Annotated in this window: 21 protein-coding genes and 1 pseudogene; 9 read left to right on the forward strand and 13 right to left on the reverse strand. The window is 34.0% G+C overall.

Annotated elements, in window-relative coordinates; all coding sequences use genetic code 11:
* Window positions 1-345: 345 nt before the first annotated feature.
* The 7 genes from GQ590_RS08080 to GQ590_RS08110 all read right to left on the reverse strand — a co-directional run bounded on the left by GQ590_RS08080 (window position 346) and on the right by GQ590_RS08110 (window position 6,645).
* Window positions 346-1,167, reverse strand: coding sequence for a transporter substrate-binding domain-containing protein (locus tag GQ590_RS08080; RefSeq protein ID WP_160407977.1), 822 nt, complete (start codon window positions 1,165-1,167; stop codon window positions 346-348).
* Between the two features lie 70 nt (window positions 1,168-1,237).
* Window positions 1,238-1,663: a GNAT family N-acetyltransferase gene (locus tag GQ590_RS08085; protein ID WP_160407975.1), complete on the reverse strand. Its 426-nt coding sequence runs from the start codon at window positions 1,661-1,663 to the stop codon at window positions 1,238-1,240.
* 14 nt (window positions 1,664-1,677) lie between these two features.
* Window positions 1,678-2,436, reverse strand: a complete 759-nt coding sequence (locus GQ590_RS08090) for an amino acid ABC transporter ATP-binding protein (RefSeq protein ID WP_160407973.1) — start codon at window positions 2,434-2,436, stop codon at window positions 1,678-1,680.
* Window positions 2,433-3,173 (reverse strand): amino acid ABC transporter permease, encoded by a 741-nt coding sequence (locus GQ590_RS08095; protein ID WP_160407971.1) that lies wholly within the window; start codon window positions 3,171-3,173, stop codon window positions 2,433-2,435. The genes GQ590_RS08090 and GQ590_RS08095 overlap by 4 nt, the downstream gene beginning before the upstream one ends.
* Before the next feature lie 23 nt (window positions 3,174-3,196).
* A complete protein-coding gene (locus tag GQ590_RS08100) occupies window positions 3,197-4,168 on the reverse strand; it encodes a glutathione S-transferase family protein (RefSeq protein WP_160407969.1) in 972 nt (323 codons plus the stop codon).
* A 170-nt stretch (window positions 4,169-4,338) separates the two neighbouring features.
* Window positions 4,339-5,040, reverse strand: a complete 702-nt coding sequence (locus GQ590_RS08105; protein ID WP_160407967.1) for a response regulator — start codon at window positions 5,038-5,040, stop codon at window positions 4,339-4,341.
* 15 nt (window positions 5,041-5,055) lie between these two features.
* The gene (locus tag GQ590_RS08110; RefSeq protein ID WP_160407965.1) at window positions 5,056-6,645 is read right to left on the reverse strand and encodes a sensor histidine kinase; all 1,590 of its coding nucleotides are present in this window, start codon (window positions 6,643-6,645) and stop codon (window positions 5,056-5,058) included.
* Window positions 6,646-6,924: 279 nt separating this feature from the next.
* On the opposite strand from GQ590_RS08110, the pseudogene GQ590_RS08115 reads away from it, so the two are divergent.
* The 7 genes and pseudogenes from GQ590_RS08115 to citX form a co-directional block, all read left to right on the forward strand.
* Window positions 6,925-8,217 (forward strand): annotated as a pseudogene (locus GQ590_RS08115) (2-hydroxycarboxylate transporter family protein); the annotation flags it as partial.
* 89 nt (window positions 8,218-8,306) lie between these two features.
* Window positions 8,307-9,152, forward strand: coding sequence for a fumarylacetoacetate hydrolase family protein (locus GQ590_RS08120; protein WP_160407961.1), 846 nt, complete (start codon window positions 8,307-8,309; stop codon window positions 9,150-9,152).
* Between the two features lie 4 nt (window positions 9,153-9,156).
* Window positions 9,157-10,191 (forward strand): [citrate (pro-3S)-lyase] ligase, encoded by a 1,035-nt coding sequence (citC, locus tag GQ590_RS08125; RefSeq protein WP_160407958.1) that lies wholly within the window; start codon window positions 9,157-9,159, stop codon window positions 10,189-10,191.
* 21 nt (window positions 10,192-10,212) lie between these two features.
* A complete protein-coding gene (citD, locus tag GQ590_RS08130) occupies window positions 10,213-10,503 on the forward strand; it encodes a citrate lyase acyl carrier protein (RefSeq protein WP_065636786.1) in 291 nt (96 codons plus the stop codon).
* Window positions 10,500-11,387 (forward strand): citrate (pro-3S)-lyase subunit beta, encoded by an 888-nt coding sequence (gene citE / locus GQ590_RS08135; RefSeq protein WP_091121291.1) that lies wholly within the window; start codon window positions 10,500-10,502, stop codon window positions 11,385-11,387. The genes citD and citE overlap by 4 nt, the downstream gene beginning before the upstream one ends.
* Before the next feature lie 12 nt (window positions 11,388-11,399).
* On the forward strand, window positions 11,400-12,929 hold the full coding sequence (citF, locus tag GQ590_RS08140) for a citrate lyase subunit alpha (protein WP_160407956.1): 1,530 nt from the start codon (window positions 11,400-11,402) through the stop codon (window positions 12,927-12,929).
* A 53-nt stretch (window positions 12,930-12,982) separates the two neighbouring features.
* A complete protein-coding gene (gene citX / locus GQ590_RS08145; protein WP_065636783.1) occupies window positions 12,983-13,540 on the forward strand; it encodes a citrate lyase holo-[acyl-carrier protein] synthase in 558 nt (185 codons plus the stop codon).
* A 689-nt stretch (window positions 13,541-14,229) separates the two neighbouring features.
* On the opposite strand, the gene metB is transcribed toward citX, so the two are convergent.
* Complete coding sequence (gene metB / locus GQ590_RS08150) at window positions 14,230-15,396, reverse strand: cystathionine gamma-synthase (protein WP_160407954.1); 1,167 nt, start codon at window positions 15,394-15,396, stop codon at window positions 14,230-14,232.
* 174 nt (window positions 15,397-15,570) lie between these two features.
* Between metB and metJ the strand changes: the two genes are divergently transcribed.
* Window positions 15,571-15,888, forward strand: a complete 318-nt coding sequence (gene metJ / locus GQ590_RS08155; protein ID WP_160407952.1) for a met regulon transcriptional regulator MetJ — start codon at window positions 15,571-15,573, stop codon at window positions 15,886-15,888.
* 81 nt (window positions 15,889-15,969) lie between these two features.
* On the opposite strand, the gene rpmE is transcribed toward metJ, so the two are convergent.
* From rpmE to GQ590_RS08180, 5 genes are all read right to left on the reverse strand, one after another.
* Window positions 15,970-16,185: a 50S ribosomal protein L31 gene (gene rpmE / locus GQ590_RS08160; protein WP_065636780.1), complete on the reverse strand. Its 216-nt coding sequence runs from the start codon at window positions 16,183-16,185 to the stop codon at window positions 15,970-15,972.
* A gap of 141 nt (window positions 16,186-16,326) precedes the next feature.
* Window positions 16,327-17,379 (reverse strand): outer membrane-stress sensor serine endopeptidase DegS, encoded by a 1,053-nt coding sequence (gene degS / locus GQ590_RS08165; RefSeq protein ID WP_160407950.1) that lies wholly within the window; start codon window positions 17,377-17,379, stop codon window positions 16,327-16,329.
* Window positions 17,380-17,492: 113 nt separating this feature from the next.
* Complete coding sequence (locus GQ590_RS08170; RefSeq protein ID WP_160407948.1) at window positions 17,493-18,866, reverse strand: Do family serine endopeptidase; 1,374 nt, start codon at window positions 18,864-18,866, stop codon at window positions 17,493-17,495.
* Window positions 18,867-18,957: 91 nt separating this feature from the next.
* The gene (locus tag GQ590_RS08175) at window positions 18,958-19,359 is read right to left on the reverse strand and encodes a DUF1043 family protein (RefSeq protein WP_160407946.1); all 402 of its coding nucleotides are present in this window, start codon (window positions 19,357-19,359) and stop codon (window positions 18,958-18,960) included.
* Between the two features lie 52 nt (window positions 19,360-19,411).
* Complete coding sequence (locus GQ590_RS08180; protein ID WP_160407944.1) at window positions 19,412-19,873, reverse strand: DUF721 domain-containing protein; 462 nt, start codon at window positions 19,871-19,873, stop codon at window positions 19,412-19,414.
* 545 nt (window positions 19,874-20,418) lie between these two features.
* Here GQ590_RS08180 and GQ590_RS08185 point away from each other — a divergent pair.
* Window positions 20,419-20,955, forward strand: coding sequence for a LemA family protein (locus GQ590_RS08185; protein ID WP_160408017.1), 537 nt, complete (start codon window positions 20,419-20,421; stop codon window positions 20,953-20,955).
* Window positions 20,956-20,996 lie beyond the last annotated feature (41 nt).

Here is a 20,996-nt window from a genome sequence, read left to right on the forward strand (position 1 = left end):
TTTTTAGTCCATTTGTATTTACTTCTTTTTTTACTCAATAGAGTAGTTTAAAAATCAGCAAATACAAAAATTTATTTATAGGGTCAATTTTCTATGTGAGTTTTTTGCTAAAAATGGGGTATTTACAAGAGTGATACGAGCTTTAAATTGAAATGTGGCATAATCAACAAATATTTAGTGATACAAAAAAGAAAACAGAAGCTTAAGCGTTCTATTGATTTTTATAATACGGTTAAACCGCATAAAATGATTTCAGGCAAAACGCCTTATGCGTTTTTAGGGGACTATTTTAATCATGAAGTGTAAATAACTCGGCGTTTTTCTACATATTGTATAAAAAATTGATTATTTAGGAGAATAATCAGAACCAAAATAGTGATTACTAATTTTCGATAGCGTGCCATTATTGATGATTTGTTGTATACCTTGGTTAATATCTTTGGTTAGCTGTTCACCTTTAGCTCCTTTACTAATTAAAAAATAACTGTATGGCGAGCCGATACGATTGCTATCATCTTTGTTTAATTCTATTATTTTAAGATTAAGATTATGTTCGTTAATCAATTGCGATAGCATTACTTTATCGATTAATTGAAAATCATATTGCCCTGTTTCAACATGTTGAAGTGCAGCCAATAAATCAGCTTCACTATAAACAATTTTAACAGGATTATTTGGATATTGTTCATTATATAGTTCTAGTGCTGTAGCATAATTAAGCCCTGGTGTTACCTCGGTTGACTTGCCATTAAGATCGGTAAACTGTTTAATATCGTTATTGTTTTTTGCAACTGCAATTGCATATTGATTTTTAAAAATAGGATCAGAATAAAAATACTTTTCTTTCCGTTTTTCATTCATGGCAAAATTATTAGCACCCACTTGATAACGCTGAGAATCAAGTCCTGCTAAAACTGATGAAAACTCAGTAATTTCAAAGCTAATTTCATATTGCGGTAGCTTTGCAAAGATTGCTTTTACCACATCAATATCATACCCTATTAATTCACCTTTTTTATCTACTGTTGTGAAAGGACTTGGAGCTCCTGAGGTTGCAATAATAATTTTTTCTTTACCTTTTGCTTGCGTATCTTTATTTTGATTATCACAGCCAGTAAAAAATAAAGTTCCTACTACTAAAATATTTAACCACTTTTTGTAATTCATAACGCTATTTCCTCCTTAAATTTGGCTCAATATTGCCAACGGATTGATTGAAGTGTTTTTTATCTACATTTTAAATAAAACCCATGTTTCTCATTTCAGTTAGAGCATCGGATTGATAACGAACCATGCCGGTTTTCATTACTTCAAAGCCTAAATTCTTATAAAACTCAACAGTTTGTGGATGGGTGTAAAGAATAATATTGCACTGTATTATCTGCTCAACAAGTTTATCAACTATCAGCCTTCCATACTGTAGCCCATGTAGATGTTTTGCCAACGCAATGTTATATATTGCAGCTTGACAAATACCATCAGATAATGCGCGACCAACACCAACAACGTGCTCTCTTTCTAGCAAAAATACAACAGCATAGCTGTTACGAAACACTTGTTCTTGTCTCTTAGCGTCCAATGAACTAAGCCCGTAAAAAGCCAGTAAATCAGCGACATCTTGCCAATTAATACCATCACAATGTTGTTGAATAATAATATTCATTCATACTCCATTTATTAAATTTCATAATTTATTTGTCCGGCAGAGTAATATCTTGCTAAAAAATCTTTGGTTCTTTGTTGAGTTGGATTTGAAAATACCTGCTGCGGTGAACCATCTTCAATGATTTTTCCTTTATCTAAAAATAACACCCGAGTTGCAATGTCATGAACAAAACTCATTTCATGAGAAACTAAAATCATAGTAATACCTGATTTAGCTGCTATTTTTATTGTTGCTAACACTTCTCCCACTAGCTCAGGATCGAGTGCCGAGGTTGGTTCATCAAGTAACAAAACTTTCGGTTCCATTGCTAATGCTCTGGCAATTGCAACTCGTTGCTGTTGTCCTCCTGATAACTGTTTTGGATAATGATAAATTCGTTCAGTAAGGCCGACCTGAGCTAGTTTTTCATATGCTATCTGCTTTGCCTTATCCTTTGAGTATTTTTTTACAATCATTAACCCTTCCATGACATTTTCTAATGCATTTTTTTGTTGAAATAAATTGAATTGTTGAAACACCATTGCTGTTTGTTGGCGAAATGCTACTACTTTATGCCTTTTTCTGCAGCTGACATCAAATTCAAAATTATCAATACAAATCTTACCTTGCTGTGGTTTTTCTAATAAATTTAAACAACGTAAAAGCGTTGATTTACCCGCCCCCGATGCGCCAATAACTGCAACAATTTCATGAGGAAATATATGAAAGTTAAGTTGATTCAATATCAAATTATGATGAAAAGATAATGTTAAGTTTTGAACATTAATCATAATAATTTTCCTCGGCGATAACTTGGAGTGTCAACACTGTCAGAAATCGTTAAACGTTTTTCTAAATATTTCATGGTTAGCTCAATAATAATGGTTAATGCCCAATAAATTAAAGCCAATGAAATATAAACTTCAAAATAACGGTAACTATGTCCTGCTAGAGTTTTCCCTCTAGCGGTCATTTCTGTCACCGAACAAACAAATGCTAATGATGTGCCTTTTAGTAAACCAATTAGTGCATTACCTAAATTAGGTAATGCCACAATAACAGCTTCAGGAATCACAATTCTTCGTAACAACTGACTATAAGTCATTCCTAATGATTGCGCAGCTTCAATCTGACCTTTATTCACAGACAGTAACGCTGCACGAATAGTTTCTGAATTATAGGCAGCCTCGTTAAAAGAAAAGGCAATTAATACAAAAAATATTGGGGATATACCATTAATATTATAGTGAGTATCATAAAAATAATTGATATAACGCAATAGGATAGGAATACCATAAAAACTTAAATAGAGCTGTACTAATAATGGGGTTCCTCTTATAAAAGAGACAAATATCGCCGATATCTGTGATAATATCGGTATTTTATTCATTTTGATGATAGCAATAATTAATCCCAACATCACCCCTAGTAGCATTGAGAAAAAGGTAATAAAAAGTGTTACAGGTAAATAAGCCAGTAATGTTGGAATTTGGGTGAAAATTAATCGAATATCTAATATATTTGGCATTATAATTACTCCGATTAATAAAATTAGTTATTCGAACTGAACTGTTTTGCTCGGTTGTGTGGAGTGTGCCAATTACTGACATTGGGACCTAAAGGTAAAATATCATAAGGATTATTCGAATTAACGCCCAAAAAATAGCCTTTTTTTATTGCTTCAAAATCTGTTGTTTCACCAAAAGCGGGGATTTGATAAAGGTCTCGAGCATAAGCCCATAAGTTCGGGTAGTCGATAATTCGATTACGATTAGTTTTAAAGGCACAATAGTAGGCAACATCAAAGCGAGCCAACGTCACATAGAGGCGAATATCTGAATCAGTAATTTTATCACCGAATAAGTAACGTGATTGGCTCAAACGCTGTTCTAACTTATCCAATTGATTAAAAACAAGGTAGTATGCTTCTTCATACGCTTTTTGCGAACGAGCAAAACCTGCTTTATACACACCATTATTCACCTCATGGAATATAACATCATTTAGTTCATCAATATCCGTTCGTAGTTTTTCAGGATAAAGATCAGGAGCACCCGCTTTATGAAAAGGTTTAAATGCAGTTTCCCAATAATAAGTAAGCTTAAAATAATCATTATTAACGACTTTTCCTGTTTTTACATCGACAACGGTTGGCACCGTTGCTCTACCATTATATTGAGGATCCGTTAAGGCATAAATTTCGGGTAAATAACGGATTTTAAGTACAGGATCTTTGCCGTTAGCATCAAGCGAAAATTCCCAGCCATCGGAGGTTCTAATTGGACTTACTTTTCCAACACTAATTACATCTTCTAATCCTAATAATTTAATAGCAATCATTGAGCGATGCGCCCATGGGCAAACAGCCGCCCAAATTAAACGATAACGACCTGCTTCAACCGGTAGCTGTCCAGGTTCTTCGCCAAATGGTGTAACAAAGCGATTAGCCTGACGGACAAATACACCATTTTCGTTAATCTCATTATTTTCAGTAGTAACAATCTTTCCTATAACTAAAGACATACACTTACTCCTTATTTTTTTGTACCGCAAAATTTTAACTATTTGGCAACTAGGTGGGCTAAATTTAGCATCAAATATTTTGCAGTTAAAATAACAAATAAGCATATTTATATAATTATCAATTATATAGAAGATAAGTCACTATATGAAAATTATCTTAACTTAAATATTTATTTTCCTAACCGTCTATATAATCTTTCTGGTCGTCCAATTTTTCCATGATTAAGTTCGACTGTTAATAATTTGATTTGGACACAATATTCTAAATATCGCCTAGCTGTTGTTTTGCTAATATTGGCTTTTTCTACTATTTCGTCAACGGTGAGTGCTTGATCGGTTTGCATAAATAAATCTTTGACTTTTTGTAGTGTGATTTCCTCAATACCTTTTGAGCGTCGATTCATATCAACAAAATCTTTAGTTTGCAAATTAAATAGTTCATCAATTCTGCGTTGATTAACGTGTTTTTGCAGGCTTTGACGATATAAAAAAAGCTCAAAACGTTCTAAAGAATGTTTTAATCGCTGATAAGACACCGGTTTAATTAGATAATCAAAAGCGCCATAACGAATCGCTTTACTACAAGTATCCATATCGCTTGCTGCGGTAATAAAAATAACATAGCTGTCTAAGTGGTTATTGATTATGTATTCAAATAATTCGATTCCCTGCCCATCTGGTAAGTAGTTATCGAGTAAGATTAAAGTTGGTTTTAGTTTTTCAACCATAATTTTGGCTTCGTCTAAATTTGATGCAATCCCTATGACTTTAACTTTGGTATCTTTTTGAATAAACTCTGCATTTAATTCGGCTAATATTGGTTCGTCTTCGACAATAAGTACTTTAATGGCGTTTTCTTGAAATTCGTTCATACAATTACCTTCCTATTATTTGGGAATAAATACAGAAAAAATTGTTCCATACGGAGTATTATCTTCAAATGTAATATAACCATTAGCTTTTTTTATGTAGGTTGAAACAAGATGTAAGCCAATACCGTGCTCTTTACCTTCTTGAGAGGTAACTCCAGGTTCAAAGATAGAGCTACGAATACCTTGATCGATCCCACAACCTTGGTCGCTAATTTCAAGGACTATTTCGTTTGTTGCGTCACTAAGATATAAGTAAATTGTTTTATCGCCATGTTCATTTTTTAAGCTAGCGTTGAAAGCATTATCAAGTAAATTACCTAAAATTGACATAAATTCTGTTTCGGTGATAAGTGACGATAATGCACTTAATTGGCATGCGGGGTCAAATATGAGCTTTAGACCGATTTCGTGCGCTTTTGAATATTTGCCAATGAGTAATCCGCAAATCGCGGGGATTTGAATATTTTCGGTAATAAAATCCAGATTATTTTGGTTATCAGCAGATTGTAAGGCAATAAATGATTGCGCTTCTGCATACCGTTTCATATAAATCAATCCTGATAACGTTGCCAACCAGTTAAGATGTTCATGCCTAATAGCACGTAGATTATCGACATATTGCGTCACTTGGGTTAATTGCATGCTCAGTAAGTTTATGTCGTTAAAATTACGAAATGTGATAACCCAACCTTGGATTTTTTCGTCTACAATAATACGGATTCTATTGGCAATGACGCTAATATTGTTAAAGTAACAGATGTGGTCATGTATATCTTGATGTTGATTGTCCTTGCCATAAATAAAATCGTTAGATTTTATAAAATCACTTAATTTGTGGTTGATTAAGGAATCATCGTTGTAGCTAATTTCTAACATGCATCTGGCCGATTGGTTAATATTGATTATTTTATAATTAAGATCGATTGCGATAACGCCTTCAAAAATCGACTCCATGATCGACTTTTGGCTTTTTACGAGTAGCGCAATTGCTTTAGGTTCTAGATTCAGCATCTGATTTTTGATCGCTTTTGAAAAAAAGTATGAAAAAATAAATAATGCTAAAAACAATAAGGAACAAAAAACAATAAACGGTATAAATTGCTTAATACGCAATGCATAAATATCATCAATCAGGTAACCAACTGAAACAATTCCTATAACTTTACCATGTTCAATAATTGGCGCTTTACCCCTTAGTGCTAACCCTAAAGATCCTTCGCTAATTGTGATACTACTATTGCCATTAAGCACCTCTTGATTATCATTGCCTATCATGGGCGAAAATAAAGATCTACCAGATGTATGAAATAGGCGATTTGCATTCACATCGCCAATAACAATATAGCTCGCATCACTTTGTTCAAATATTTCCTTAATTAAAAGGGCTATTTTATTAATGTCTTTGTCTTGGACATATTGAATTAAATTTGGTAAAACAGATAACTCTTTTGCCTGAATTTGAGCCTTTTCGCCTAGGCTTCTGTATAAATTGGTTTCTGTTATATTCCAAATGTAGCTTTGTAATAACGCAAGAACAGTCAACGAAAACAACAAAAGCGATAAAAAAAGCTTTGTTGTAAACGATAATTGAAGTTTTTTTTGCATTTTCACATGATTATGTCCTAGATTAAGTTGAAATAAGTGTAACACAGCATTAAAAAACATAGATCCTTTAAAATCATAAAAACCACAGTTAATTTATGATTTATATCACAAAAAATTAATTAATTTTTTGTAAAGATACCCGCCATTGATTTCGAATAAATAAAATCATTTTTGGAGAAAAAATACATGGTGGATTTCAATTCAATTGGAAAAACGCATAATGAAGAAAAATCAGCAATTAATCATATAGAAGAAAAACAAACAGGGTGGCCATATAACTGGTGGCGACTGATGGACAATTATAAAATTGGTGTCATCCCACTTCCATTATTTATTATTGCCGGTATTCTTATTTGTTTAGAAGTGTTAGTAACCGGTAAATTACCTAGCGAAATTGTTGTAATGGTGGTAACTTGTGCTTTCTTTGGTTTTTTATGTGGCGAGATAGGTAAACGCTTACCGATTGTTGGGAAAATGGGTGCAGCTGCAATTTGTGCAACATTTATTCCATCTGCACTAGTTTATTATGGTATTTTGCCTAAACCCGTTGTTGAAGCAACAACTAAATTCTATAAAGATACCCATATCCTTTACTTATATATCTGCTGTATTATCGTGGGTAGTATTATGAATATGGATAAGCGAACACTTATCCAAGGCTTCTTAAGAATCTTTGCGCCAATGCTTTGTGGTGAAATTGTTGGTATGATCGTTGGTGTTTCTGTTGGTTATTTACTTGGTTTAACTCCGTTTGAAACATTTTTCTTCTTAGTATTACCAATTATGGCTGGTGGTGTTGGTGAAGGTGCTATTCCTCTTTCAATCGGTTATGCGACAATTTTAGGTATGGAACAAGGCGATGCGCTTGGTCGCGTGTTACCAATTGTTATGCTTGGTGGTTTAACAGGTATTATCTGTGGTGGTATTCTGAACCGTATTGGTAAAGCTTACCCGCATTTAACTGGTAACGGTCGTTTATTACCAGCTTCTAAAGATGATCACTCAATGAACCAAAAAAATACTAAAATTGAAATGGCAATAGACGTTACAACATTTGCTTCAGGTGTTTTACTAGCAGCTATCCTTTATATGGTAGGTATGATTGGTCACAAATTAATCGGCCTTCCAGCGCCAGTTGGGATGTTATTTGCTGCCGTTTTTGTTAAGCTAGTATCAGGTGTTTCACCAAAAGTATTGAGCGGTTCACAAGTTGTTTATAAATTTTTCCAAACATCTGTAACTTATCCTATTTTATTTGCAGTAGGTGTGGCAATTACTCCTTGGGAAAAAATTGTTGATGCTTTCACTATTACTAACTTAATTGTTATTGTTTGTACTGTTGTGAGCTTAGTGACTACTGGTTTCTTTGTGTCAAAAGCGCTTGGTATGTATCCAGTTGATGCTGCGGTTATATCTTGTTGTCAAAGTGGTCAAGGCGGAACAGGTGACGTGGCAATTCTAACTGCTGCCGAACGTATGGAATTAATGCCATTTGCACAAATTGCAACGCGTATTGGTGGCGCAATCAATGTGTCTGTATCATTACTCATTTTGGGCAATTTCTTAGTATAGATTTTACATTTCAAAAAACAACCTTAGTTTATACTAGGGTTGTTTATTTTATAGTTACAATTAGTACAAACAGCTTTTAAGGAGTTTTCATGAAGCTTATCAGTTATCTTGTCTCTGGTAGAGCAAGTTTTGGTCTTCTTACTCATAACGGTATTGTTGATTTAAAGCAAAAATTAGGTGATAAATACACCGATTTAAAATCACTACTTGCCGATGATGAAGGCCTAGTAATTGCTAAAACCTATCTTGATGCCCCAAGCGACATAGATGAACAAGATATTACTTATTTACCTGTTATTCCAAATCCAAATAAGATTTTATGTGTTGGTATGAATTACGCTGAAAAACGCGCTGAATTTAATGAAACCAGTTCAGCACCAACACTTTTTGTTCGCTTCCCTGATTCTCAAACAGGTCATAAAACTAATATTATTAAACCTGCTATCACTAATGAATTAGATTATGAAGGTGAATTAGCTATTATCATTGGGAAAGCAGGTTTTCGTATTAGCCAAGAAGATGCGCTATCTTATGTAGCAGGTTATAGCTGTTATATGGATGGTTCAATTCGTGACTGGCAATACACTTGGTTTACCGCAGGTAAGAACTGGCCAAGCACGGGAGCATTTGGTCCATGTATTACAACAAGTGATGAGATCCCAGATCCAACAGTATTATCGTTAACCACTTATTTAAATGGTCAAGAAATGCAACATGATTCAGTCAAAAATCTGGTGCATACTGTTCCCGAGTTAATTTCTTATATTAGTACATTTACTCATTTATCATCTGGTGATGTAATTTTAACTGGTTCACCAGGCGGCGTGGGGAAAAAACGTAATCCTCCTGTGTTTATGCAAAATGGTGATACAATAGAAGTTGAAATAACTGGGATTGGTCGTTTAACCAATTATATAGTCGCTGAAAAAGGGTAAATTTATGTACGATTTGGTTGATTATGCCGTTGTTGATATTTCTAAATCTGAGCAAGATTATCAAGAAATTAAGCAGTTATTATTACGTTCTGATCTTAATTTAGATTCACAAGTGACTATTTTTATCGTTGCTAAATTTAATACTAAAATTATAGCTTGTGCAGGTATTGAGCGTGATATTATTAAATGTGTTGCTATTGATTCTGATTATCGTGGTAATCAACTAAATCTAACTTTAATGGATCACGCCATAAAATATGCCAACGATAATGGCTATTTTCACCTTTTTTTATATACTAAACCTGAAAATATTGACTTTTTTAAAGGATGTGGCTTTTACCCTATTGTAGAAATTACCGATCTGGTCGTCCTTATGGAAAACACCCCTGTTGGTATTAAGCAGTATTGTAAAAAACTCAATATACAGCAAAAAGAAGGGGGGAAAATTGGCAGTATTGTGATGAATGCCAACCCTTTTACAAAAGGACATCAGTATCTTGTGCAATATGCAGCGAGCCAATGTGACTGGTTGCATGTTTTTGTCGTCAATGAAAATGCATCGTTATTTTCATTTGATACACGTTTGAAGTTAGTTAAAGATGGCACAAGACAAATAAAAAATGTTACAGTGCATGCAAGCTCGCCTTATATCATTTCAAGAGCTACGTTTCCTACTTATTTTTTAAAAGATAAGACAAAAATAGATCAAGCTTATATGGGGATTGATCTGCTTATATTCCGAAATTATATTGCGCCAGCGCTTAACATTACCTATCGATTTGTTGGGACTGAACCTTATGATGAAGTGACGAAAGCTTATAATGAAGCAATGCGCTATTGGCTTGAAGATAAAAAAGTCACTGCTCAATCAGTGATAAATGTGGTTGAAGTTCCACGAATAACCGAAGACGATACTATTGTATCAGCCTCATTAGTGAGGAAATTATTAGCATCTAAGCAATATGAGCAGGTAAAAAAACTAGTTCCACCAACAACGTGGGATTACCTTTCAGCTAATTTGGATCAATTTAAAATTTAATACATTTTAAAAGGTAACAAAATGAAAATACAAAAAGAAGCCATGGCAGGGACTCTCGAATCAAGTGATTTGTTAGTCAAAGTTATACCTAATACTGGGATTGAAATTGTTATTAATAGTGATGTTAATAAGCAATTTGGCGATCAAATTCGCGCTGTGGTTGAGCAAACATTACAAGACTTAAATGTAACCGATGGCCTAATTATTATTGATGACAAAGGCGCACTTGATTGCGCTATTAAAGCAAGAATTCAATGTGCTGTATTACGTGGCGCAGAAGAAGAAAACTTAGATTGGAGTAAACTACTATGAAAAAATTACGTCGAAGTATGCTATTTCTTCCTGGTGCAAATGCAGCAATGTTATCAACCTCTTTTGTTTATAAACCCGATTCAATTATGTTTGACCTTGAAGATGCGGTTTCAATCAAAGAAAAAGATTCAGCTCGTTTATTAGTTGCACAAACTTTACTTCTTCCTGTTTATAAAGAACATGGAATTGAAACAGTAGTACGAATCAACGCGCTTGATACTCCATTTGGTTTAAAAGACCTTGAAGCAGTAGTAAGAGCTGGTGTTGATGTTGTGCGTTTACCAATGACCAATAGCGCTGAAGATATCCATGAGCTAGAAGCGCATGTAGAACGAATTGAAAAAGAGTGTGGGCGCGAAGTAGGCAGCACTAAATTAATGGCTGCAATTGAATCTGCTCAAGGTGTGGTTAATGCGGTTTCGATCGCTCAATCTTCACCTCGTTTAATTGGTATTGCACTGGCGGCATTTGACTATCTTGTTGATATGCAAACTGAACGTGGCGATGGTACTGAGTTATTTTATGCTCGTTGTGCCGTTTTACATGCTGCGCGTGTAGCTGGCATTGATGCCTTTGATGTGGTGTATTCAAATGTTAATGATGATGAAGGCTTTTTAAAAGAAGTCAGCCTAATTAAAAAACTCGGATATAACGGTAAATCACTTATCAATCCAAGACAAATTGAACTGTTACATAATGCTTATGCGCCAACTGCTGCTGAAGTTGAAAATGCCCAAAAAGTAGTTGAAGCTGCTGAAGAAGGTGAAAGAAAAGGCCTTGGTGTTATTTCTCTAAATGGCAAAATGATTGATGCTCCGATTATTGCTCGTGCTAGAAAAGTGATTGAGTTAGCAAAATATTCCGGTGTACGTAAAGAAATTTGATAGGATTGAAAAATGACTACTTCTATAAACAAAAAAATTGATGATTTGCTTAAACAGCACCCTGATCTCAAGAATATTAAGCCTTTTATTGACGCTAATGCTACGACTCCATATTTAAAAGATGAGTCTAAATACACGCGTAAATTGTGCGATTCTATTGAACAAGCAATTCATAAATGTGAATTGCGTGATGGTATGACAATTTCTTTCCATCATGCATTTCGTGAGGGCGATAAAGTTATCAACAAAGTGGTTGAAACGATTAGCAAATTAGGAATTAAAAACCTAACATTAGCGTCAAGTTCTTTATTAAGTTGTAATGCAGCACTTATCCCTCATATCGAATCAGGTGTGATTACCAAGATCTATACATCGGGTTTGCGTGGTAAATTAGCTGATGCCATTTCACACGGTTTAATGGATAACCCTGTTCATATCCATTCTCATGGTGGACGTGTAAAACTGATTCAAAGTGGCGAAATTAATATTGATATCGCATTTTTAGCGGTTTCTACTGCCGATGAACAAGGTAATGCGAATGGTGTATCGGGTAAATCACAATGTGGTGCATTAGGTTATGCCATGGTTGATGCACAATTTGCTAAGAAAGTGGTATTACTTACTGAAGATATTGTTGGCTACCCTAATCACCCTGCAAGTATCCGTCAAGATCAAGTGGACTATATTGTTAAAGTCGATGAAGTTGGTGATCCAACTAAAATCAGCGTTGGTGCTGCTCGTATTACTAGTAACCCTCGTGAACTGATGATTGCGCGTTATGCGGCAGATGTTATTGAGTATTCTGGTTATTTTAAAGATGGATTTTCTATTCAAACAGGTTCTGGTGCATCTTCAACCGCAGCAACACGTTTCCTAGAAAATCGTATGCGCGCTAAAAATATCACCGCATCATTTGCTTTAGGTGGTATTACTGCAAGTATTGTTGATCTGCATGAAAAAGGTCTAGTAAAACGCTTACTTGATACACAAAGTTTTGATGGCGCAGCGGGACAATCTTTAGGTCGAAATAAAGATCATATTGAAGTTTCAACGAATGTCTATGCAAACCCAGCCTCTAAAGGTGCGAGTGTCGATGAGTTAGATATTGTGATCCTTAGTGCGTTAGAAATTGACCTTGATTATAACGTTAACGTGTTAACCGGTTCTGACGGTGTTATGCGTGGCGCATCAGGTGGTCACTGTGATACCGCTGCTGGTGCAAATTTAACGATTATTGTTGCGCCACTCATTCGTAGCCGAATCCCTACTGTAATTAAGAAAGTGACAACAGTTGTAACGCCGGGTGAAAGTGTCGACGTTCTTGTTACTGACCATGGTATAGCGGTTAACCCTGCTCGCCCTGAAATTACAGAACGATTAAAAGCGGCTAATTTGCCAGTTATGAGTATTGAAGAGCTATATCAACGTGCTGTTTCCTTAACGGGTGAACCAAAACCAATTGAATTTAATGATAAAATCGTTGGTATTGTCCATTTCCGTGATGGTTCAGTCATTGATGTGGTTCGTCAAGTTAAGGACTAATTAACCACAAGGTAGCATGGCACTAGTCGATGTCATGCTGCTTATTTTTCATTATGAATGATCTATTAATTAAATTTGATGATGGCACCCCTATCACACTTGAACAGATGCTTTTGGCTAAAGAAAAACGTGTACAAAGCCAACAAGAAGCAATAAAACGTTATCATTATCCGCTTATTTCATTAAGCTTAGTTATTCCCGGCCCAATAAAAAATAGTAGTGGCGCCAGTCGATTATTTAAAGAGGCCATTGCCACTATACACAACAGCTTATCAAAAAACAGCATTCCATTAATACATGAAATCCAATTTCATCACATTACTGGCTATGAAGCCATTATTATCGCAAAATGCGCTGCCGATGTACTAAAGCAGTACTGTATTAATATCGAAGATAATCATCCTTTAGGTCGCCTGTGGGATATTGATGTCATAGACCCAATAACCCAACAAAGTATTTCTCGCGCTAAATTTGATCACCACTCAAGGCAATGTTTAGTCTGCCAAGAAATGGCTAAAGTATGTAGTCGAAGCAGAAAACACACTATTGATGAGGTCTTTTCTGCCATTGAAAAAATAACAAACGACTATTTTAGCAAGCCAATGTATTAGACGTAGAAATTAATTACGTTGTTTACAGTAATTTGAGAAACTACTGTAATAACTGTACATAAAAAAACAACATCCCCAGTATCACAGACAAGCAATATGGTGCTGATATCATAAAAAAAATAACTGCTACTGATTTGCTAAACGCTATAAAAAATCTATCTTAGTAAAATACGACATATCGAGGCCAAGCGTCTATCTAGAACATGCTATTTATAATTCCCAAAAGTTCACATGACATTAAATAACATTACTGCGATGAACATAAAAAACTAAAATAAACGATGTAATTTTTTAGGTAAGCTATGATCATTCTATTGAGTAATTACTCGATTGTTCGCTTTTTAGGTTATATTTTTGTAAAAAATATTCAGGATTCTATACCGTTTGGAGATTAAAAAAATCAAAAGAGTAATATGTATTTCAAATTAAAATGTGGCATAACTAGCAAATATTTAGCGGTTTAAATTATAAAAAACAGAACCTTAGAGATTTATTAACTTTCATAATACCGTTAAACCGTCCAAAACGATTTTGGGGAAAACGCCTTATGCGTTTAAAGGATTATTTTAATCATGAAGTGTAAACAACCCGACGTTTTTCTACATATCAAAGAATATAAAAACAATAGGATTAACGAAATAAACCTATTTCATTAATCCAAATAGCTAACTGTAGATAAAACTTAAAAATTAAACTTTTGCTAATGCTTGTTGTAAATCAGCAAGTAAATCGGCAATATCTTCCAACCCAACAGAAATACGCAATAACTGATCGGAAATACCCGCTGTTTTTCGAGCCTCAGCACTAATGCCTGAATGAGTCATCGTTGCTGGATGGCATACAAGACTTTCAACACCACCAAGTGATTGAGCTAAGGTGAAAATTTTAAGCGATTGTAAAAACGTTGGCATGGTATCAGCATCACCTACTAATTCAAAACTAAGTAATGAGCCAAAGCCTTTTTGCTGTTTTTTGGCTATATCATGCCCAAGGTTTGAGGGTAAAGAGGGGTGGTAAACTTTAGCTATTTTGGGGTGATTAGCTAAAAACTGAACAACTTTTTGTGCATTGTCCTGCTGTAATTTTACTCGCGCTGAAAGTGTTCTTAATCCACGCAACAGAAGATAACTGTCAAATGATGATGTCATTGTGCCAATATTATTAGCCCACCATAAAACATCTGTAGCTAGTTGCTGATCTTTAAAGACTAAAATTCCCGCTAATAAATCTGAATGTCCGTTTAAAAATTTAGTACAAGAATGGCTAACAATATCGGCACCAAGTTCTAGTGGTTTTTGTAATATTGGGGTCATAAAAGTGTTATCAACTAAAACTAATGCCCCAACTTGATGAGCTTGCTCTGCAATTTTTTGAATATCAACAACCCGCAATAAAGGATTACTTGGTGTTTCAATTAATACTAATTTTGGGCGTAAACTAAGCGCTTCTTTTAATGCAACAGGATCGGATTGATCAACAAATTTGGCTTTAAAATAGCCACGTTGACTTAAACTATTAAAAAGCCGGTAACTACCACCATAGCAATCATGTGGTGCCACAACTAGATCATTAGGCGTTAATAATGCAACACTGATTAAATGAATCGCCGACATACCACAATTAGTTAAAATGGCATCAATGCCACCTTCAAGTTTAGCAATTGTTTGCTCTACCAAGCGACGGCTAGGATTGGCTTTTCGAGCGTAGTCAAACTCTCTTGGTTTAGCAAATGCTTCATAGCGATAACAAGTAGATGGAGTAATAACGGGAACAACACTGCCATATTGATCATCAGTATTTAATCCACCGCGAACAGCAATAGTCCCTTGACTTAAGTTTTCAGTTTGAATAGTCATGATAATGCCCTCAAACAATATTTTATTTAATATAAGATTAGTTCTTTAAGCATAACACACAAAAAAAAGACGTCAACATGTCTAGACGTCTAACTGTCTTGATGTGTAGATTGCAGTAATCTGAAAAAAAAGATAAAATTACCCACATTATTTGTGATGTAATTTTGGTGAACAATGATGGAATGGAACGGCGAATACATAAGCCCTTATGCAGAGCATGGTAAAAAAAGTGAGCAGGTAAAAAAAATCACAGTGTCAATTCCACTTAAAGTATTAAAAATTTTAACTGATGAGCGCACTCGCAGACAAGTGAATAATTTGCGTCATGCCACAAATAGTGAATTATTATGTGAAGCTTTTCTTCATGCTTACACAGGTCAACCTTTACCATGTGATGAAGATTTGCAAAAAGACCGAGAAGACGATATCCCGATGGAAACACAAAAAATGATGCGAAATTTAGGTATCGATCCAGATTTAATTGATGAGTAAAAGGTTATTTTTCAATAACGACTTTTTCTTGAAAAATAAAAAGGCGCATTAAGCGCCTTTTTATTTTTGCTTATCGCAATATTATTTTTTACCACCAACCATAGCAAAACGTTGTTTAAATTTATCTACACGTCCACCAGTTGCAACATCACGTTGTTTACCAGTATAAAACGGATGGCATTCACCACATACGTCAAGATGAATATCATGACCAATAGTTGAATGAGTTTTAATTACGTTACCGCAAGAGCAAGTTGCATTAATTGCAGTATATTCTGGATGGATACCTTCTTTCATAATAAACCTCTAAAGTTTGTTCGTATCGCTATATAAATGGCTATAAAAGCAAAATCTATACACCATACGAGGGCTAAAAAACATGATAAGGCTGCAAATTATATGCCTTAAAGGTTAAATAATCAAGCTACAAAAGGATAATTAAACAGGTAACTGTCCTATTGTTACTTGTAACTCAACTTTTTCACCATTTCGCAATACAATAATGGGGACTGTTGTGCCAGGTTTCAACTCAGCAATTTCATCCATTGTTTCAACTATTGATTTAACGGTTTTGTTATTTACCATAATCAAAATATCATTTGTTTGTATGCCTGCTTGTAACGAAGGACCTTCAGTATTGGTAACTAAAATACCTAATACCACTGGTATATCACTTGGATTTTGAGTTGGCGCAAACTCTAAACCATCAATCCCAATATAACCACGAATAATTTTTCCATCCTGGATTAATTTATTCATAATTTTTACAGCTAAAGAAGTTGGAATCGCAAATCCAATACCTTCTGGAACATCGTTCCCTAAATTTTTTGCAAAGGTAAGCGTATTAATCCCCATTAATTCACCTTTGGTATTAACTAGTGCCCCGCCAGAATTACCGTGATTTATTGATGCATCAGTTTGAATAAAATTTTGTCTTCGATAAGGACTTAATCCATCTCGCCCAGTAGCACTAATGATACCTTGTGTAATGGTTTGCCCTATATTATAAGGATTACCAATTGCTAAAACCACATCACCAATCTTTGGTTCACGCTTGAGGTTTATGGATATAGTTGGAAGATTAGTTGCTTCAATTTTTAACACCGCAATATCCACTAGCTTATCAGAACCAACAGACAGCGCCTCGAAAATTCGCCCATCTTGTAATGCAACAATAATTTGTTCTGCACCATCTATAACATGGTAATTAGTCACAATATATCCCTGCTTACTCATAATTACCCCAGAACCAAGCGGAGTTATTGCACTATCTTGTGATTCTTTAGATAAAGAATTAATAGAACGACTATAAATATTAACTACTGCAGGAGCTGCAATTTTAACAGCACTAGAATAACTTAATGGGTTATCACTAAAAATTGAATTTGGAAAATTTGATTGAGTTCCTTTTTGTAAAGAAGGGAAAACAATCAATAAAACGATAGCTAAAACCGTACCAATTAATATTGGCCATAGAATTTTTTTAAGCATTAATTTTAGGGGGTGTCATAGAAAGAATAGTAAAAATTTTAACACATTTGTATAAAGGTTAAAATTGGAGTTTTTGTCGATGCCAAGGCATCGACAAAATAAAGTTAAACTAATTAACGCAAAATTAGATATAAACGACTATTACCACGAACTATATTCAATGCAATTACCGATGGGCTACTATCAATAATTTTACGAAGATCTGTAATATTCGTTACTCGTTCTTTATTAACACCAATAATAAGATCGCCCTCTTGCAAACTGAGTCGAGATGCAGACGAATTTTTAGCAATATCTTCTATTAAAACACCTTTTTGTCCTTTTATTTCGCCATTGATAAGCGTTGCACCATCAAGAGCAGAATGCAATGATTTTGCTTCTGCTGTTGTCTCGTCACTATTTTTCAATTTAACTTCAACAGTTATCTCTTTACCATCTCGAATTAATCCTAATTTTACTGTTCGGCCTGCGCCCGTTGTGGCAATTTTAGCGCGTAATTCAGCAAAACTATTTACTGGTTTACCATCCATTGAAACGATAACGTCTCCTGACTTAATTCCAGCCGCTTTTGCCGCAGAATCGTCAAGAACTTCACTAACAAACGCTCCCTTTTGAATATCTAAATCAAATGCTTTTGCTATATCAGAAGTTAACTCATTACCTTTTATACCAAGTACACCACGTTTCACTTCACCATATTCAATAAGTTGAGAAGTTAGATTTTTTACCATATTACTTGGAATTGCAAAACCGATACCAACATTACCTCCGTTAGGAGCAATAATTGCAGTATTGACACCAACTAACTCACCATTCAAGTTGACCAACGCACCACCTGAGTTACCCTGATTAATTGATGCATCAGTTTGAATAAAATTCTCAAAACCATTCATATTAAGCCCTGTTCGAGCAAGTGCTGAAATAATTCCTGAGGTGACAGTTTGACCAATGCCAAATGGATTACCAATTGCAACAACGTAATCTCCCACACGTAATTTATCTGAATCAGCAAGCTTAATTGCAGTTAATTTTTTTGCATCTTCAAGTTTAAGCAAAGCTATATCACTTTGTGGATCTTTACCAATAAGTTTTGCTTTATATTCATGTCCATCATTTAATAAAACTGTGATTTTATCAGCATTATCAATAACATGATTATTGGTAACCACATAGCCTTTTTCAGCATCAATAATCACACCAGATCCCAAACCTGAAAAAGCTCTTGATTGACTATCAGGATAACCAAAAAATCGTCTAAATTCCTCAGGCATATTGTTTTGCATTTGCGCAGTGCCTTCAACTTTAATACTGACAACTGAAGGTAATACCGTTTCAAGCATAGGGGCTAAACTTGGTTGTTGTGCATTATTATCAGTTGAGATAGGAGGAAAAGAAGCATAAGCATTTGTAAGAGCAGATAAACTTAACCCTAAACTTAATGCTATAATACTTAACAATTTTTTTTGTTTTTTTAATGAATCAATCATTTTATAACTCTCACTTTTACAAAAAATTAATCTCTATAAAAATATCTTGCCATTAATTAATGGCAAATAAAACTATCATAGTTAATCTTAGTTAAGATTTGTTTTCATCTTTAAATAAACCAGATGAATTATCTGAATAATCTCTTGGTTGCTTATCAAGCATAATTTCTTTTGGCTCATCTGAATCAGAGGTAGAGTCAAAATCCAAAGATGCTCCTTTATCACTATGAATAAATTGAGTAGAATTTTCGGCCATATGTTGATAAAGGCGACGAAACTCTTTTGCCATATTATCCAATATTTCCGCACTGTGAGAAAAATGCTTGGCAATCATTTGTTTTTGCTCAACTAATTCATCTTTTGCTTGATCTAGTTCCTGCTTAATTTTTGCATATTTACGAGCCTTAGGACTAATAATATTCATAAAAATAAAACCAAGAATAAAACCAACCACTAACCCAATTATAAGATAAGTAAATATATATTTATCCATAACTCACTCCTTGTATCTTTAAGATATAAAATTAATGTATTGTTATCAGTGCTTATTTTGCATGGTTAGCAAGTTTTATCAATTGTTTTTTTAATTTGTTTGGTGCATTTTCTGCTAACGCATATAAAATCATTGAACTTTTAGCTGTCATTACACTCGGAGCCAACGATGACTTAGATGTTTGGGATTGGCGTTGTGATAACCTTGCTGATATATTTGGGTTAATCAAATATTGAATAGATGACAGGGACGGTAAAACAGTTTTTCGTATCTCAGAGATTAAATTGCTTTGTTCATATTTCAATCTAGTCAACCAACTGGCGGTACTTACTTCTAAAATTAAGATACCTTGACGATAATTAGCAACACGACATTGTTCACTCAATGGCAAGGGCAATAAATCACTAACAACTTTAGATAATGTTTTTAATGCATTAGTTCTATCTTGAATTTTAGACAAACAAGAGGCATGCGTCACTATTGACGTTAACATTTGTGGTTCGTTATAACGCATATTTTTAACTACCTCTCCTTTTTTAAACAATAAAAGTTATTTTCTAAAAAACTGAAAGAATGGTTAGTGTAATAATTTATCTCATTTATAGGTAAAAGTCTTATTGAAAAACTTTATTTACAATTTGATAAACATTTTTTTACTAGATTAGCATAATTTCTACAACATCTAAAAATAACTTACCATTTTATAATGAATTGAAAAATGAATAAATTTATGTTAACGTAAAATTTAGCTTGCTTGCAATTATTTTAAATATGTTAGCTAAATAAAATCAGGGATATATACATAAAGGGCTATAAAAATATACACTACAATTGAATCATAAATAACCTATTAGAGACCAATAAAAAAACAAAAAATTTTGGCCCCCCTTTTAATGTAATATGTCAAACAATAAAAATATAGAAATTTGATTATAAGGAATTTTTTACTTTATGTTAATAAATTTTCTCCTAGTATTAATTATAGCTTTAATTTGGTTATTTTTTGCATACAATAAGCTTAGACATTTAGCTGAAAATGTTAAATAAAAACAATCAAATATTTATGTAACAATAAAGAAAAGACATGATATAGCACAAAGACTGTCTGATATAGCATCTAATTATGGTGATCACGAAAAGTTAGCTCATTTCACTATTACTGAGAGCGATAGTGTTTCTAATGCAAATATTACATCCTCTCAAACATCACGTATTATAGGCAATGTCCAGATGATGGCTAACCGTTTTCCTGATTTAAAAGCGAATTCAATTTATCAACAATTGATGACACAGCTTGATGAAATTGAAAATACTATTTTAGAAAGAAGAGAGGCTTATAACGCTGCTGTTCAAATTTATAATTCAACCCGTGGTAGTATTCCTCATTTATTTTATGCAAGTAAACTTGGTTTTGTTGAAGCTACCTATTTTGAAGTTGATGAAAATGGAATAGAGCAACTTCCATCATTTAAAACTGATGATGGCAAAATTTTAAGGGACACTATGGGTAGAATGGCATCTGTAGCAACTGAAAATGTAAAAAAAATTAAAGATCCGAAAGAGCACAAGAGTCAAGAGACGAACCAGCAAGAATAATCAGTAATCTCTTAATTTATCGATTAGGTCTTCTTTTTATA

This window comes from Gilliamella sp. Lep-s35 (genome assembly GCF_009795845.1).
Lineage (GTDB): Bacteria > Pseudomonadota > Gammaproteobacteria > Enterobacterales > Orbaceae > Gilliamella.